At 55.8% G+C, this 15,407-nt stretch carries 13 protein-coding genes and 5 tRNA genes; 12 read left to right on the top strand and 6 right to left on the bottom strand.

Annotation, left to right across the window (positions count from 1 at the left end; translation table 11 throughout):
• Positions 1 to 77 precede the first annotated feature (77 nt).
• A tRNA-Arg gene (locus CQ012_RS03295) sits at positions 78 to 151 on the bottom strand.
• Between the two features lie 126 nt (positions 152 to 277).
• Between CQ012_RS03295 and CQ012_RS03290 the strand changes: the two genes are divergently transcribed.
• The 3 genes from CQ012_RS03290 (at position 278) to ettA (ending at position 3,490) form a co-directional block, all read left to right on the top strand.
• Positions 278 to 1,153, top strand: a complete 876-nt coding sequence (locus CQ012_RS03290; protein ID WP_133834188.1) for a CPBP family intramembrane glutamic endopeptidase — start codon at positions 278 to 280, stop codon at positions 1,151 to 1,153.
• Between the two features lie 91 nt (positions 1,154 to 1,244).
• Positions 1,245 to 1,694: a single-stranded DNA-binding protein gene (locus CQ012_RS03285; protein WP_105659229.1), complete on the top strand. Its 450-nt coding sequence runs from the start codon at positions 1,245 to 1,247 to the stop codon at positions 1,692 to 1,694.
• A gap of 113 nt (positions 1,695 to 1,807) precedes the next feature.
• Positions 1,808 to 3,490: an energy-dependent translational throttle protein EttA gene (gene ettA, locus CQ012_RS03280; RefSeq protein WP_105661447.1), complete on the top strand. Its 1,683-nt coding sequence runs from the start codon at positions 1,808 to 1,810 to the stop codon at positions 3,488 to 3,490.
• A gap of 68 nt (positions 3,491 to 3,558) precedes the next feature.
• Here the strand turns inward: ettA and CQ012_RS03275 are convergent, their stop codons facing one another.
• Positions 3,559 to 4,065: a flavin reductase family protein gene (locus CQ012_RS03275; protein WP_181149006.1), complete on the bottom strand. Its 507-nt coding sequence runs from the start codon at positions 4,063 to 4,065 to the stop codon at positions 3,559 to 3,561.
• Between the two features lie 132 nt (positions 4,066 to 4,197).
• Between CQ012_RS03275 and soxR the strand changes: the two genes are divergently transcribed.
• Together soxR and CQ012_RS03265 are read left to right on the top strand one after the other, a co-directional pair.
• Positions 4,198 to 4,704, top strand: a complete 507-nt coding sequence (gene soxR / locus CQ012_RS03270) for a redox-sensitive transcriptional activator SoxR (RefSeq protein WP_105659195.1) — start codon at positions 4,198 to 4,200, stop codon at positions 4,702 to 4,704.
• 109 nt (positions 4,705 to 4,813) lie between these two features.
• Entirely contained in the window at positions 4,814 to 6,550 is a 1,737-nt protein-coding gene (locus tag CQ012_RS03265; protein ID WP_105659196.1) for an MOSC domain-containing protein, read from the top strand.
• A 31-nt stretch (positions 6,551 to 6,581) separates the two neighbouring features.
• Here the strand turns inward: CQ012_RS03265 and CQ012_RS03260 are convergent, their stop codons facing one another.
• The gene (locus CQ012_RS03260) at positions 6,582 to 7,475 is read right to left on the bottom strand and encodes an acyl-CoA thioesterase (protein ID WP_105661445.1); all 894 of its coding nucleotides are present in this window, start codon (positions 7,473 to 7,475) and stop codon (positions 6,582 to 6,584) included.
• A gap of 173 nt (positions 7,476 to 7,648) precedes the next feature.
• Here CQ012_RS03260 and CQ012_RS03255 point away from each other — a divergent pair, with 173 nt between their 5' ends.
• Positions 7,649 to 8,308, top strand: a complete 660-nt coding sequence (locus CQ012_RS03255; RefSeq protein WP_105659198.1) for a DUF8185 domain-containing protein — start codon at positions 7,649 to 7,651, stop codon at positions 8,306 to 8,308.
• Positions 8,309 to 8,364: 56 nt separating this feature from the next.
• On the opposite strand, the gene CQ012_RS03250 is transcribed toward CQ012_RS03255, so the two are convergent.
• The 3 genes from CQ012_RS03250 to pepN form a co-directional block, all read right to left on the bottom strand.
• Positions 8,365 to 8,883: a globin gene (locus CQ012_RS03250; RefSeq protein ID WP_105659199.1), complete on the bottom strand. Its 519-nt coding sequence runs from the start codon at positions 8,881 to 8,883 to the stop codon at positions 8,365 to 8,367.
• Between the two features lie 12 nt (positions 8,884 to 8,895).
• Positions 8,896 to 9,372, bottom strand: a complete 477-nt coding sequence (locus tag CQ012_RS03245) for an OsmC family protein (protein ID WP_105659200.1) — start codon at positions 9,370 to 9,372, stop codon at positions 8,896 to 8,898.
• Positions 9,373 to 9,453: 81 nt separating this feature from the next.
• Positions 9,454 to 12,009, bottom strand: coding sequence for an aminopeptidase N (gene pepN / locus CQ012_RS03240; protein ID WP_105659201.1), 2,556 nt, complete (start codon positions 12,007 to 12,009; stop codon positions 9,454 to 9,456).
• 289 nt (positions 12,010 to 12,298) lie between these two features.
• Here pepN and CQ012_RS03235 point away from each other — a divergent pair, with 289 nt between their 5' ends.
• The 6 genes from CQ012_RS03235 to CQ012_RS03210 all read left to right on the top strand — a co-directional run bounded on the left by CQ012_RS03235 (position 12,299) and on the right by CQ012_RS03210 (position 15,354).
• On the top strand, positions 12,299 to 12,772 hold the full coding sequence (locus tag CQ012_RS03235; RefSeq protein ID WP_105659202.1) for a ribose-5-phosphate isomerase: 474 nt from the start codon (positions 12,299 to 12,301) through the stop codon (positions 12,770 to 12,772).
• A 2-nt stretch (positions 12,773 to 12,774) separates the two neighbouring features.
• Positions 12,775 to 13,743, top strand: a complete 969-nt coding sequence (locus CQ012_RS03230; protein WP_105659203.1) for an Fpg/Nei family DNA glycosylase — start codon at positions 12,775 to 12,777, stop codon at positions 13,741 to 13,743.
• A gap of 186 nt (positions 13,744 to 13,929) precedes the next feature.
• A tRNA-Gly gene (locus CQ012_RS03225) sits at positions 13,930 to 14,003 on the top strand.
• Between the two features lie 812 nt (positions 14,004 to 14,815).
• Positions 14,816 to 14,890 (top strand) — tRNA-Pro (locus CQ012_RS03220).
• Between the two features lie 157 nt (positions 14,891 to 15,047).
• A tRNA-Pro gene (locus tag CQ012_RS03215) sits at positions 15,048 to 15,122 on the top strand.
• A 157-nt stretch (positions 15,123 to 15,279) separates the two neighbouring features.
• A tRNA-Pro gene (locus CQ012_RS03210) sits at positions 15,280 to 15,354 on the top strand.
• Positions 15,355 to 15,407: the final 53 nt, after the last annotated feature.

Raw genomic sequence — 15,407 nt, 5'->3', positions numbered from 1 at the left:
TGGTCAAATTCCTAGATCTGGATAGATGCGAAAACCGCCGTTCACTTGTATTACCAAGTGAACGGCGGTTTATTTCGTACCCCCGGCCGGATTCGAACCGGCGACCTAGAGATTAGAAGGCTCTTGCTCTATCCAGCTGAGCTACGGAGGCATAACCGAAAATAGTTTAGCTCATTGATCACCAAAAATACGACTTGAGGCCGATAGGCTGGAGAAACGAATGTAGATCATCATCTGATTAGGAGTAGTTAAGTTGCCGAAATTGAGAATCGGTAGCGTGTTGAGCATCGTGTGCTTCTGTGTGCTAAGCGTGGTTTTAGCTTGGGCCGTAGCGTTGCCGCTTTGGATGGGAGAAGGCATAAATGATGCCAAGCTTCCAGGAATCGCCATGGCAATGATGTTTACCCCGACCATCGCTGCTCTAGTGATTGCCATTGTCGAACGCCGGCTAACGAGCTTCACCTCCGAGGTTGGGCTCTGGCCAATCAAGCGTCCGGGGAAGTTTGCCATCGCACTGGTGCTGTCCTATGTGATTCCGCTCGGGCTCATACTTCAAGCGCCCTTCATCGGAACATGGCTAGGGGTCTTCCCTGGTGATCTGCAGAATTTCACCGTACTGCGCGTTGTCTCCGGCCAGGAAGGCCCGACAATCTACCTTCTCGGACAGGCGGGGTTGATAGTTGTCGCTGGCCTCATGAATTCCTTGTTTGCTTTAGGAGAGGAGATTGGTTGGCGGGGATGGCTTTGGATTCGCCTGCAGCCTTATGGGCAACTTGTATCAATTCTTGTATCCGGCGTCGTCTGGGGGATCTGGCATGCACCATTGGTGCTTCTGGGCTACAACTATCCGATGGCTACGGGCGCGTGGGGAGTCATGGCTATGTGCGGCATGTGTACCGTATTTGGCGCCTTCCTTGGCTGGTTGCGTACCTACAGTGATTCCGTATGGCCAGCGGCTTTGGCGCATGGAGCCTTCAACGCCAGCGTGGGATTGGTTTCACTGTTTATGGTGATGGGAGTTCCTTTGGACGCAACAAAAGCATCAATCATGGGTTGGTCCGGCTGGATCTTGCCAGGAATCGTCATAGCCGCCATGCTATTGAAAGGCGCATTCAAACCTCAATGGGCTAAAGATTTATCCACAGGCCGTTGACTTTGCGTCCGACCGGATCTTGCGGTGCGCCATCATCGGATTCAATGGCAGAAAAGGCTTCTGCCATTTGTATCCAATAGGAGGCAGTCCAATGAGCGATCTTGTGACAATCCGCGGAATTGTCGGAACGGAACCTCAACTCAGCATTACGCCCAAGGGCGTTTCTATCTTGAAATTCCGAGTAGCGACGCATGAGCGAAAACGCGATCTTGAAACAGGGCAGTGGGTCGACGGGCCGACCAATTGGTATGCGGTTTCGGCGTTCCGTGCCCTGGGAGAGAATTCCATGGAATCCCTGGGGCAAGGCGACCATGTAATGATTTTCGGAAAGTTGCAGATCCGAGAATTCGAACGAGCAGATGGCTCGCGAGGGAATAGCGCAGATATCGAGGCTTATTCAATTGGTCACGATCTGCGTTTTGGAACGAGTTCCTTTAACCGTGTACGGACAGATACCGGCGAAATGGAGCGTGTGCAGCACCCGTCACGTTCGTCCGACACTGAAGCGAGCTGGCAAAGCGAGGATGGGGAAGCGGCCTGAAGACGCGTGTTCTGGTGGTGTTTGAGGGTTTCGTGTGAATCCGGGCACCACCAACCCAAAATAGTGGTGTGTGGATTCGGAAATGACCCCCGCAACAGACTAGCCTTAAGAACATGGCGGAATTCATTTACACGATGACCAAGGCTCGCAAGGCCGTTGGCGACAAAGTCATCCTTGACAATGTCAGCATGTCGTTCTTCCCCGGTGCCAAAATTGGCGTCGTGGGACCCAACGGTGCTGGTAAGTCAACGATCCTAAAGATCATGGCGGGGATCGATACTCCCTCCAACGGTGAAGCGCGTCTTTCACCGGGCTACTCGGTAGGCATCCTGCTGCAGGAACCCCCACTGAATGAAGAAAAGACCGTCCTGGGCAACGTCCAGGAAGGTGTTGGCGAGATCTATGAAAAGATCACTCGCTTCAACGAAATCTCGGAAGAGATGGCACAGGACGGTGCCGACTTCGACACGCTCCTGGAAGAAATGGGCAAGCTGCAGGAAGCGATTGACGCTGCCGACGCTTGGGACATTGACAATCAGCTCGAACAGGCAATGGACGCGCTGCGCTGCCCACCAGGCGACGAGAAAGTTACCCACCTCTCCGGTGGTGAACGTCGACGTGTAGCACTGTGCAAGCTTCTCCTGCAGAAGCCGGACTTGCTGCTGCTCGATGAGCCTACTAACCACTTGGACGCAGAGTCCGTACTGTGGCTGGAACAGCACCTGGCATCTTACCCGGGCGCCGTGCTGGCCGTAACCCACGACCGCTACTTCCTGGACCATGTCGCCGAATGGATCTGTGAAGTTGACCGCGGTCGCCTGCACCCATACGAGGGCAACTACTCCACTTACCTGGAGAAGAAGCGCGAGCGCATGGAAGTTCAGGGCAAGAAAGACCAGAAGCTTGCTAAGCGTCTGGCAGAAGAACTCGAGTGGGTTCGTTCGAACGCCAAGGGCCGTCAGACTAAGTCGAAGGCTCGTCTGGCGCGCTACGAGGAAATGGCTGCGGAAGCCGAGCGCACCCGCAAGCTGGACTTCGAAGAAATCCAGATTCCGCCAGGCCCGCGCCTGGGCCAGCTGGTAATCGAAGCCGAAAACTTGAAGAAGGGATTCGGCGATCGTGTATTGATCGATGGTCTGTCCTTCTCGCTACCGCGCAACGGCATCGTGGGTGTCATTGGTCCCAACGGCGTCGGCAAGTCGACCCTGTTCAAGACCATCGTTGGCATGGAAGAGCTTGACGGTGGCACCCTGAAGGTCGGCGACACGGTCAAGATTTCCTATGTCGACCAGAATCGCGAAAATATCGACCCAGAGAAGTCGTTGTGGGAGGTCGTTTCTGACGGCCTCGATTACATCAACGTCGGTCAAGTTGAGATGCCATCGCGTGCCTACGTTTCGGCGTTCGGGTTCAAGGGCCCAGACCAGCAGAAGAAGGCAGGTGTTCTCTCCGGTGGTGAGCGCAACCGTCTGAACCTGGCACTGACCCTCAAGCAGGGTGGCAACCTGTTGCTGCTCGATGAGCCTACTAACGACTTGGACGTTGAAACCCTGTCGTCGTTGGAAAACGCGCTGCTTGAGTTCCCGGGTTGCGCTGTAGTGGTCTCCCACGACCGTTGGTTCCTGGACCGAGTCGCGACCCACATCTTGTCGTACGAGGGCACTGAGGAGAACCCATCGAACTGGTACTGGTTCGAAGGCAACTTCGACTCTTACGAGAGCAACAAGGTTGAACGATTGGGTGCCGACGCGGCTAAGCCGCACCGTGTTACCCACCGTCGCCTGACCCGCGACTAATCCACGGGCATGAAAATAGCCGCCACATTTGTGGCGGCTATTTTTATGCCGCAGGAGGCATCGTTCAATTAGCTCGTCGTCGAATCGGCACGCAATCCGGACAATTTCAGATACTCGCGATCCTGGTAAAGCAGGTGTTGCTGTTGCGCATGCCCGAAGAGTACCGCATGGACTTCAGCAGCAATCAGGCGGGAGCCTCCAACGCTGATGGAGGAGTGGATACTGGCGCGGAAAGCAACGGGAGCCTCGATGAAATGTGGCTCGCCGGTGGGCAAGACCCGGAAATGTTGATCGCTGGTAAATCGTGGGGCACCCGGGCGCGCGAAATTATTTGCCAGCTCGTGCTGGTCTTCGCCGAGCATATGGATCAAGAAACTCGGTGCTGCTAGCACAGCGCCGGCAGCGCCGGATTCTTTGGCCAGCGAGAACGAAACGGCAACGGGATCAATGGAAAGTGAAGCGAGGGAAGAGATAGTTAAACCGTAGAATGCCCCGTCGACCGCTGCAGTAATCACTGCTACTCCAGCAGGATGGTGACGGAAGGCTGTACGGAATCCATCTGATAATTCGCTCACTGAGCCGCTCCTTTGCCTGGAGTTGGAATAAAACTCCAGTAACTGATGCAAAAGCCCGAGCTTTTGCCAACAACTTTGAATACTTCCACCCTAAGACCTCAAGTAAACTTGAGGTCAAGGAAAGGGGTGGTGATGCTTCACACAGCGGAATCTGGGGATTGCGAAAAAAATTTTCCCGGGCGTGAGCTGCTAAGCATCGGGCAGGTTAGCGAACGCACTGGTGTGGCCAGATCTGCACTGCATTATTACGAAGATATTGGGCTGATCGTTTCCATGCGGACAGCGGGGAATCAGCGACGCTATCCTCGCCACTTGCTGCGTCGTATCTCGTTGATCAGTGTCGGCAGTAAGTTGGGCATCCCACTCAGCGACATCAAGCGTGCTTTGGCACCAGTGCCGATGGGAAAAATCCCCGAGGAAAGAGACTGGCTTCGCGCGACAGAGGAATGGAAGAAAGTACTCGAAGCGAGGCGGCGTGCCATCGAGGAATTAGAAGATCGGCTTATGGGATGCATTGGATGCGGCTGCCTGTCGATGCAGGCCTGCAGCCTCCTGAATCCGGAAGACCAATTGGCGCGTGAAGGTGTGGGCGCGCGGCGATTGGAAGCACCCGCAGATGCCGGGGAGCAGTCCATGTAGCCGGAGGGGCAGAACATTACCTGTTTTGAAATTCCGATATCCTCTGGCGCCTTCGATTGGCGCCGCCTGGAACTCCCGTACTGAACTCGGCACTTACTAGAATGTAATCATGAAAATTGCTCAAATATATCGCTTTCCTGTTAAAGGGCTACCAGGCGAAGCAGTCAGTTCGGTCGCAGCCAAAAAGGGAAGCGGGCTAGAGGGCGATCGCTGTGTCGCCTTCGGAAACGGCACAATTGAGCACCAAGACGGGCAGTGGCAGAGCTGCCTAAGCTTCACTATTCTCAAGAACAACAAGAGCCTGCAAAAGTGGCAAGTTGAATCCAGTTTTCCACTTATCACCATGACCGCGCCAGCATCTACAGGTGCGGCACCATTGACCTTTGATGCCAGTAGCCATCATGGCAGGGATGCCGCCAGCGCCTATCTGTCGAATCACTTGCCGGCGCAGGGGCCAAAACCGCGAAGATTGGTGTCTGCACCGCAAGGAATGTTCGATTCGCGACTGTCGGGCATTTCGATTATTAACCCCAATACGGTTGCGGAGCTGTCGCGAGTATCCGGGGTGCACTTGGATCCCCGGCGGTATCGAGGCAACCTTGTGGTGGAAGGCCTGCCCGCATACTCGGAATATGGGCTTATTGGCAAAGTGCTGCGCATAGGCGAAACCCGTATTGCCATTACCAAATCAATCGCCCGTTGCTCAGCAACCTCGGTAAATCCGGATACTACCGAAGTCGATACCAACGGACCCCGTTTGCTGGCAACGCACTTTGGCCACGTTCACTGTGGCATTTATGGAACCGTTCTGGAATCCGGGGTCTTGGAGACTGGCGCCTCAATTGAAATAGAAAACGAAGCAACAGAAGCCGAAGAACTGGTTCCAGTGAAGATCTCTCCACGGTTCATGACCATACTTCGAAACGAGGACTTGGGCTCAGGAGTAGTCGAACTGCTGCTTCACGATCCTTACGGATGGATTAAGTCTGAGTATGAACCGGGCATGCATCTAAGGGTTCACTTGCCAGATCCGCTGTGGAGAAATTACACCATCACCTCGGTGAGCGACCGGGGCATTAGTATCGCCGTTCGCATCCAAGGTGAAGCTTCAGCGAAAATAGCACAGCTGCAGGAGGACGAGCAACTTCTTGTCTCAGGGCCGTACGGTGTGCTGACCTCGGCTAATGTACTAGGCTCCAGCACTGCCATCGTCAGCGCTGGAATTGGCATCACTCCTGCTTTGGGGCTGCTCGGGGATGCTGCAGCGGTGAATGGCAGCCAAGATCTGAGGTTCATCCATGTCGAACGTGGCGGAGCCAGTGCCTTGTACTGCCGGCTGGAACAGATGGCTGCCGGGCTGAAGGCGCCAATCAGCTTGGATCGCATCGACACCTCCGAGGGGCGGCCAGCGGCTGCTGCGATCGCAGCACGACTACGCGGTTGCAGCAGGGTGGTGGTGTGCGGGCCTGAAGAGTTCACCAAGATGGTATTCGAGGCGTGCGAGCAAGCGGGAATTTCTGCTTCGCAGATTTACAGCGAAACCTTCGCATCACCAGCGACCGATCTGGAACGCCTTTTTGAGAACTATCCGCCCGCAGAAGTCTCTTGTCGTGGGAGCGAAAAGAATTTCACCTGGAGTGCGGAGAATGGAGTGTTGCTTGATGCGCTGGAAGAGCAAGGGCTTGAACCGGCTAGTCTTTGCCGCTCGGGTTCTTGCGGCGAATGCGCCGTTAGCCTGCTCAGGGGCAGGATTTCCTACCCGTTGGAGCCGAGCGCCCGCGTAGCACCGGGCCAGATCCTCGCCTGTATGGCCGTACCAGCAGGCGATATTGAACTGGACGCATGAACCACGCGGGCGGTGCGCTATCGATTGAGGGCTAGTGCCCCTCTGCGAACTCAGGCAGGCGGATCATGCCTTCCTGGGCGACGGTCGCGACGAGCTCGCCTGCCTTGTTGTAGAACTTTCCCGCACCAAGTCCGCGGGCCGACGAGGCCGATGGCGAATGAAGTACGTAGAGCAGCCATTCATCGACTCGGAAATCCCGGTGCCACCACATTGCGTGATCGAGGCTGGCGATGCTCAAGCCGCGATGTACCCATGGCACTCCATGGGCTCGCAGGGCAGGCTCAAGTAGCATGTAGTCGCTCGCGTAAGCCAAGGCAGCTCGGTGCAGGGCGGGCTCATTGGGCATTGCCGAGGTGGTGCGCAGCCAAACCGCACTATCGGCAAGCTTGGCCGAATTTCCTGGAAGGTAGATCGGTTCCGAAACATGCCGGACGTCGAAAGGCCGTTCGAAAGCCCATTCCTTTGCCACCGGATGGTCCAGGTGCCCCACGAGATCTGCGGTAGTCGGAAGCGACTCGGGATCCGGGATTCCGGCAGGCATTGGATCATGGTGTTCGAGGCCGTTTGCCGGTTCCTGGAATGAGGTGATCATTGACAGGATCGGTTCGCCATTTTGGTAGGCGTGCACTCGACGTGCGGAAAATGAGCGGCCATCGCGCAGGCGCTGTACGCCGAAAGTGATGTTCTGGTTCGGGTCTCCCGGACGCAGGAAGTAACCGTGCAGGGAATGGATCGCACGGGTCGCTTCAACTGTACGCGTGGCGGCCATGATCGATTGGGCCAGAACCTGCCCGCCAAAGATGCGAGGTCGAGTCTGCCCAGGGGTATGGCCGATGAAGATATCCTCATCCGTGCGCGCCTGGTCTTCTCCATCCAGATTCAACAGATCCAGCAGGATCTGGGTGGTGCCTAGGTCTTCGGTCACTGTGCGGGCTCCTTGGAATGCGATAGCGGAACAAAACCAAATTTAATGCTACTCGAAAGTAATATTTTCAGTTGAGATTCGGGCTCATAGGAAAACTATACGTTTCACGGAGCAGCATCACGCCATGAGCAAAGTCGCCACGCGTAGTTGCCGCTCCGTGAGACGATAAATATATGGCTAGTGATGCGGTGATTTTCGACGACAGTAATTCAGTAAGCGACTTAGCGAACTTTATTAGCCGGGCGAAAACAATTGAAGATGATGCGGCCCAATTCGTCGCTCGAAATATGGCCTTGGCTGTCTATGTACCTGTTTTGGTCCCTTCCGACCTCGGTCAAGGCGGCTATACCATCCTCGGAATGCGAGTTCATCGCTTGGCGCAGCCTGCAGATCTCAAGGCCAGCTATTCCTTGGCATCGATCCAGGATCGCCTTGCTCGCATGGGGGAGTCAACCGTCGACTTCGCGCTCCCACCGGTTGAAGAGAACCCTAAATGGGCTGGGATCTCCGTGCCGGTCTCAGGCTGGGAAGATGCAGGAGCCGTAGCGAACGACATGCTAACTTCCTCAGCTCAAAACGGCATCGACGCCGTCGCCCAAGCATTGCCGGAAAACCCGGGATTGCCTGTGCTTGTGCAGATACGGCAGCGAATTTGGGCTGCGGATGTGCAAGGAGAAGATTTGAAGATTCCTATGGGCTCCGCATTTGCCATGCATGCCTTGGGTTTCCTGGCGCCTGGCGGGCAAAGCCGAGTACTCCGCAATGGCAGTTGGACTCGACTGAGTAACGAGCGAGGGCATGTCCTTGTCCGCAAAGCCTCTTTGCTCGGCTAAGCAGTAATAAGGATATGGACTAGAACTCGCCCGTGGCGGTTCTAGTCCATAAATTCTTAGAGCAGATTCCGGTGTTCATCCGGAGTGTTCAGCAACGAGTGAGCCGCACGCTCGAAGTAGTCCCGAAGGGTTTCGGCCTGCAGCATTGGCAGCTCTAGCTGGTCGATAGCCTTGTTCATATGGCCCAGCCAGACATCACGGTAGTGGCCGTTCACCGGGTAATTTGCATGACGCATGCGGAGCCGAGGGTGGCCACGATGCTCGGAGAACGTTGTCGGACCACCCCAGTATTGTTCCAGGAACAGCTGGAGGCGAACTTGGGCAGCCCGAAGCTCCTTCTCTGGATACATCCGACGGAAATCCTCGTCTTCGGCAACGGAACTGTAGAAATTCTTGGTCAGCTGAGCGAAAATCTCGCGACCGCCAACCTCTGCGTAGAAGGTACCGGGATAGTTGGCAACGTCGATCGGCGTTTCGGCGGCATCCAAGAATTCTTGGCTGGATCGGCCTAGAACCAGGGGATTGCTGAAGGGATCCTTTTTCGGGTCATGTGCAAGTGGCAGGTTTTCAGTCATTCGTAAAAATCCTCAGGAGGAGCTAGGGGATACCGGCTCGTGGAGAACCGGGAAGTTGACGGACCGGGCGATGAAGCAAACCTTGTTCGCCTGGGAGTGGAGCGAATCGGCAAGTTCTCGTTGGGATTCATCGGCAAGGTAAACGACGGGCCGCAAGATGGCTTGGGTGAATTCACCGCTGTTATCCCGATTGAGACGCAGTGTTCCAGAAGCATCGTCCGTATAACCCGTGATATTCACGCCGTGGGTAACTGCTACATGCAGAAACGAGAGCATGTGGCATTGGCTCAGGGCAGCAAGCAGGAGTTGTTCTGGATTCCAGCGATCGCGATCCCCATGGAATGTTGGATCCGCGGTGCCCGGCAAATCTGGCAAGCCCGATGCGCGCAATACATGGTCCCGGCCGTAGCTGCGGTAGCTTTCCGTTCCGGTTCCACGATTGCCTGTCCATTCGAGCCCTACCCGATATTCATGTTGCGAGAGGTCCATAGGTCTATTCTCCCACTTTTAACCGAAAGGTGGCGGCGGCTTCCGCATTGAGCAGAAGCCGCCGCCACCATCCGAGCGACCCTAGATTTCTAGTGCCTCGGCGTCCGCCCGACGCGCAGCGAGAGCCCGGACCACGTCGGCACGCGATTCCACCAGCAGACGGCGCATCGCCGCGTGCTTGGATCCCAGGGATTCCAGGAATGCATCCGTCTGGTCCAAAGTTTCCTGCGAGACGTTGGAGCTGGGGTAGAAGCCGATCACAATCTGCTTGGCCATCTCATGCGAGTAGGATTCCCACGCGTTGACGAGCAGCCCGAAGTAGTCCTCGGCGTATCCGGAGATCAACGCGTTCTGGTGCACGTTGTTGAAACCGGAAATGACGGCGCTTTGCTGATCGTTGGACAAGGTAGCAGCGGTTGCCGCCCCGAATGCCTCTGCCTTTGCTTCTGCAGTTGGGCGGGAAGCTCGCGCGGTGTACCACGACGCCTTGCCCTTGGCCGTGTCGTCGCTGGCCAGAACTGCGTCGAGATCAGCATCGCTCAGGTAGCCGCCGGCACTCAGCGCGATTGCGAAGGACCAGCGCAAATCGGTGTCAACGGCCAGGCCTGGCAAGCTTGCCGAGCCGTCGAACAAGTTCCTGACGCGATCCAACTGGGCGGCGGCGCGCGAGCGGTGCGCGAAGGCCTTGACGAACTGCAGCTGCGCGTCGGAGCCTGCTTCAGCATTGGAAGCCAGCTGCCACAGCTGGTCGGCAGCCTGCACCGAAAGTTCTTCGCTGCGTTCTGCAGCAACAAAAAGATCCAGCGAGGTGTTCAGCTGGCGCAACAGCACCATGATCACCGTGGAATCCACCTCGTGGCCAATATTGTTCAGCAGCAACTGGACGTAGGTGCTTGCAGGGGCTTCGGCATCACGTACAGAGTCCCACGCGGCTGACCAAACAAGAGTGCGCGGCAGCGACTCCTGGAAGTCCTTCAGATGCTCGGTGGCAGTCGCCAAGGAAACTTCATCCAGGCGGATCTTCGCGTAGGTCAGGTCATCGTCATTGAGCAGAACCAAATCCGGGCGCTTCATGCCGGCCAGCGCGGGAACGAAGGTGAGCTCGCCATCGATATCAAGTTCTTCGCGGTGCACGCGCTGCAGCGTTCCGGCCTCATCGAGCGAGTAGAAGCCAACAGCAAGTCGGTGCTGGCGCAAAGTCGGGAACTGGGCAACGGCGGACTGGCGAATGGCAAAGGACGTAATAGCACCGTCATTGCCGGTTTCAATTTCGGCTTTGAGGGTGTTCACACCAGCGGTTTCCAGCCAGGATGCGCCCCAGCCGCTGAGATCGCGGCCGCTGGCGGCTTCCAGTTCCTTGAGCAGGTCTGGCAGCTCGGTGTTCTTCCAGGCATGCTTGGCGAAGTACTCGCGTACGCCAGCCATGAATTCTTCCTGGCCTACGAAAGCTACCAGCTGGCGCAGAACGCTGGCCCCCTTGGCATAGGTGATTCCATCGAAGTTGACCTCTACGTCTTCAAGGTCATTGATCTCCGCGACAATGGGGTGGGTGGAAGGCAACTGGTCCTGGCGGTAGGCCCAGTTCTTCTCCAACGTATTGAAGGTGGTCCAAGCGCTGGTGAACTCGGTGTTCTGCGCGGCCGCCAGAGTGGACATGAATTCTGCGAAGGACTCATTGAGCCACAGATCGTTCCACCACTTCATGGTGACCAGGTCACCGAACCACATGTGTGCCAGCTCATGCAGGATGGTGATCGCGCGGCGCTCAATCATGGCACCGGTTGGACGGGAACGGAAGATGTATTCCTCGAGGAAGGTCACCGCTCCAGCGTTTTCCATGGCGCCTGCGTTGAATTCGGGAACGAACAACTGATCGTACTTCTCGAATGGGTATGGGGTGCCGAAGTTCTTCTCGTAGAATTCGAAACCCTGACGGGTCACGGTGACGATGTTCTCGACGTCCAGGTACTGCATCATGGATGCGCGGGCGAAGACACCCAGCTCGATGGTGCGGCCGCTGGAGGAAACCAGCGAATCGCGGGCGACCTGGTAGGGGCCTGCGATCAGGGCAGTGATGTAGCACGAGATCCGCTGGGTTGGGGCAAAGGCCCAAGTTGCTGAATTCCCGTTTTCCTCTGGCGCAGGAGTCGGGGCGTTGGAAACAACGTTCCAGTATTTTGGCGCGGTGACCGAGAACTGGAAGGTGGCCTTCAAATCAGGCTGCTCGAAGACGGCGAACATGCGCCGGCAGTCCGCGACCTCGAACTGGGTGTACAAGTAGACTTCCTGGTCCACTGGGTCTACGAATCGATGCAGGCCTTCGCCGGTGTTCATGTACAGCGCGTCCGCGTCGATCACGAGTAGGTTTTCTGCGGCGAGGTTCGGCAACTGGATACGGATGCCATCTGAATGCTGCGCTGGGTCCAGCTCGACGCCATTGAGATTGATGGAGCGTACCGAGTCGGTGACTGCATCAATGAATGTCGAAGCGCCGGCGGTGGCGGAGAACCGCACCGTAGTCTTGGAAGTGAAGACGCGCTCACCGCGAGTAAGATCCAGGCTTACCTCATAGCTGTCAACGTTGAGCAGATTTGCGCGTTCGCTGGCCTCGGCGCGAGTGAGGTTCATTCCTGGCATGGGTTCTCCAATTCTTGGCGATGGCTATCCACCGGTGGAAGTTGTGAAATGAATATTGAATATCTGTCTATTGTGTCACCTTTGACCGGGCATTGCGCAAGTCATCGGGCCGAACAATTTACTCAATTTTCCAATAGCGTCCCGAAATTGCACGCTTTGGGACGCCTCGGAGACTTATTCGGTTCATACTCCGTGATGCGCAGCTGAGAAGTAGCCGGAGCGCGTGCCGCGGTCGCTATCCTAGATAGGAAAGTAAAAGAACCCTCCCTAGTAAATGAGGCAATCGACTATGCGCGTGCATATCGCTACTGACCATGCAGGACTTGAGCTCAGCGACTACCTGGTAAAGCACCTGACCGCCAAGGGCTACGAAATGGTCAACCACGGCCCGAAGTCCTATGACCCGGAGGATGATTACCCGGCATTCTGCATCAACGCGGCACAAGCTGTTGTTGATGACCAGCGCGCGGGCGTGGACGCACTGGGTATCGTCTTGGGCGGCTCCGGCAACGGCGAACAAATTGCTGCCAACAAGGTCGAAGGGATTCGCGCCGCACTGGCGTGGAACATGGATACCGCGAAATTGGCCCGTGAGCACAACAACGCCAACGTCATAGCCGTTGGCGGGCGCCAGCACTCAGTAGAAGAAGCTGCGGAACTTATCGAGGCCTTCCTCGCTGAACCATTTAGCGAAGCGGAGCGCCACGTACGCCGCATCGGCAAGATCGCCACGTATGAAACGACCGGCGAGGTCATCGACTAGTCGTGCCTGAAGGTCATTCCCTTCACCGACTTGCCCGCCAGTTCGACGATGTCTTTGGCGGGCAAACGGTCCTGGTTACTTCTCCGCAGGGCCGTTTCAGCTCCGATGCCGCGCGCATCGACGGCCATCAGCTGGAACAGGCCTTTGCCAAGGGCAAGCAGCTCTTCTGCCGCTTTTCCAACGATCTCTATCTGCGAGTGCATCTGGGGCTCTATGGCGCGTTCAATTTCGGGGGAGACAGCTACTTTACGGGTGCTTCCTCGATTGGCGCCCCTCGGAAGATTGGTGAAATCGAAGCCAGTGCCAGTACGGATGCTGAGAAGTACACCGGCCCGCCCGCACCGGTAGGAGCAGTTAGAGCGCGGATCGTTTCCGAACACGGCTGGGCTGATTTGCGCGGGCCAACTGCATGCGAGGTTCTGGAATACGAACAGGTCCAGATTCATCTGGATAAGCTCGGCCCGGATCCATTGATTGGGTCCGCAGTGCGTTTCAGGGCAGCCAAAGGCCAGGCTGATTTAGCGGACGCAGATATTCGGCTTGAAGCGGGCTTCAAGGAATTCCGGGCGAACCTGATGAAGACCAAGACAGCCATTGGCATCGTGCTCATGAACCAGGCGCTCATTTCTGGTGTCGGCAATATCTACCGAGCGGAAGCCCTATTCCGGAATCGAATCGCTCCGGAATTGCCGGCGAATGAACTTAGTGCTCAAAAGGCCAAATCACTTTGGTGGGACATCGTATCGGTAATGGAAGACGGCGTTCGCGATGGCAAGATCATCACTACCTTGCCCGAAGACCGCGACCCACAGGGCGTGGTTTGGCCCGATAACGCGTACTACGTTTATCAGCGGCAGGGAATGGGGTGCCGGAAATGTTCGGCGCAGATTTCCCTGGCCGAAATCGCGGCTCGCAAGCTGTACTGGTGCCCTCGTTGCCAGAAGCTTCCGCGCAAACATGTGAAGGCATAAGCTGCAGATTCGTCGATGGGACGAGCGGAGTTCTTTTCGTTCAGGCTCGTCGGCGTGTTTTGCTAACCATCACCGTACGGCAGTGATAAGGGAGAGGTGCCAAGTGAGACATGGAATCCCCGATTTGCAAAGCAAGAGTTTTATGGTCTAGACTGAATCTTGTTCGAAGCGCAGAAGCTTCGAAATGGGGATGTAGCTTAGTGGTAAAGCCTTAGTCTTCCAAACTAATGATGCGGGTTCGATTCCCGTCATCCCCTCCAAATGAAAAGGTCTCGCCGTGCGGGGCCTTTTCGCGCATCTGGACGAAGGCCGCTCTTTTCCTGGCCTCCTCTGCGTAGTGCAGCCATTTCGGGTCACTGCAGAAATGAGGCTCCGATAATGTTTGCGGCTTCCATTTTTTTCTGCTCCTGGACGTCAAATCGCATTCTTATGCATCGGCGGGGAGCGTTTTTCCCAGGCCCCTTCACTTCGTCAGCGGCGGAGAAGAGTCGTCGCCGAACGTCGCTAATTGATTCGATGAGCCTCGCGTTCCGGGGTGCAGCTTCGGGAATTGGCGATTTCCCGCTTTCAAATATGCCAAACTCGCACCCTCCTCACGCCTGCCTGGGAGCTGTTGGCATGGCGTCAGGTTTGCAAGCGTGACGCTTGGTTTCGACCGGGGTTCAGTCCAGCAGCCACGGATTATGTGCCGGGTCGCCGAGCAAAGCAACAGTCGCTGCTTGAACACCTGGAAAAAATAATCGGCCGCATCTGGGTCCCAGTCAATGCTTCAAAGGAGAATGGGTGGTTCTTGTCTTCCAGTCGGCCGGCGGCACTGGTGTTGCGGTCGTTCGAAAATCCACCTGTAATTCAACTCACGAAAAAGCGAGTTTTGGCTAAATTCTGGCTTGTGAAACGAGGAAAACCGCTAAATCATGCGGATGTCTTTCTGCAACATGCAAAATCCTCGATTTTGCTTTTGGTTCGAACCCGTGTAACTTAGTTTCTTGTGATCAGCACGGGAAACAAAACATTCCCGGACCGATTGCAAAACGGTTAGTCCAGATGAAACAAGCTTTCTTCTGAACTTTACCGGGGTGTAGCTCAGCTTGGCTAGAGCGCGCGCTTTGGGAGCGTGAGGTCGCAGGTTCGAATCCTGTCACCCCGACTTTACGAGTGAAAAATCTTCGGATTCAGCTCGTGAAATTTGAGAGCTAAATATAATTTAGATCTTGTGATCACTAAGAACCGTAAAAAGTAACTAGTAAGCATCACAAACGATTAGTGGATACAGGATAACTCGGGTTAGACTGTTCACTGCTAATCGGGGTGTAGCTCAGCTTGGCTAGAGCGCGCGCTTTGGGAGCGTGAGGTCGCAGGTTCGAATCCTGTCACCCCGACTTTACGAGTGAAAAATCTTCGGATTCAGCTCGTGAAATTTGAGAGCTAAATATAATTTAGATCTTGTGATCACTAAGAACCGTAAAAAGTAACTAGTAAGCATCACAAACGATTAGTGGATACAGGATAACTCGGGTTAGACTGTTCACTGCTAATCGGGGTGTAGCTCAGCTTGGCTAGAGCGCGCGCTTTGGGAGCGTGAGGTCGCAGGTTCGAATCCTGTCACCCCGACTCTGTCGAACAACCCCGCAACGCCACCATGTTGCGGGGTTTTTTGCAGATTA

It is taken from the genome of Arthrobacter sp. MYb214, from assembly GCF_002979865.1.
Taxonomy (GTDB): Bacteria; Actinomycetota; Actinomycetes; order Actinomycetales; family Micrococcaceae; genus Glutamicibacter.
Note: the sequence above shows the minus strand (reverse complement) of the source record. Positions and strands in the feature narration are given on the sequence as shown.

What these genes read in the sequence shown, in the direction of transcription:
- CQ012_RS03285 (WP_105659229.1), top strand. Translation starts at nt 1,245, where the DNA reads ATGAGCGATCTTGTGACAATCCGCGGAATTGTCGGAACGGAACCTCAA.
- CQ012_RS03245 (WP_105659200.1), bottom strand. Translation starts at nt 9,372, where the DNA reads ATGGACCTCTCGCAACATGAATATCGGGTAGGGCTCGAATGGACAGGC.
- CQ012_RS03255 (WP_105659198.1), top strand. Translation starts at nt 7,649, where the DNA reads ATGGCTAGTGATGCGGTGATTTTCGACGACAGTAATTCAGTAAGCGAC.
- soxR (WP_105659195.1), top strand. Translation starts at nt 4,198, where the DNA reads ATGCTTCACACAGCGGAATCTGGGGATTGCGAAAAAAATTTTCCCGGG.
- CQ012_RS03250 (WP_105659199.1), bottom strand. Translation starts at nt 8,883, where the DNA reads ATGACTGAAAACCTGCCACTTGCACATGACCCGAAAAAGGATCCCTTC.
- pepN (WP_105659201.1), bottom strand. Translation starts at nt 12,009, where the DNA reads ATGCCAGGAATGAACCTCACTCGCGCCGAGGCCAGCGAACGCGCAAAT.
- CQ012_RS03265 (WP_105659196.1), top strand. Translation starts at nt 4,814, where the DNA reads ATGAAAATTGCTCAAATATATCGCTTTCCTGTTAAAGGGCTACCAGGC.
- CQ012_RS03235 (WP_105659202.1), top strand. Translation starts at nt 12,299, where the DNA reads ATGCGCGTGCATATCGCTACTGACCATGCAGGACTTGAGCTCAGCGAC.
- ettA (WP_105661447.1), top strand. Translation starts at nt 1,808, where the DNA reads ATGGCGGAATTCATTTACACGATGACCAAGGCTCGCAAGGCCGTTGGC.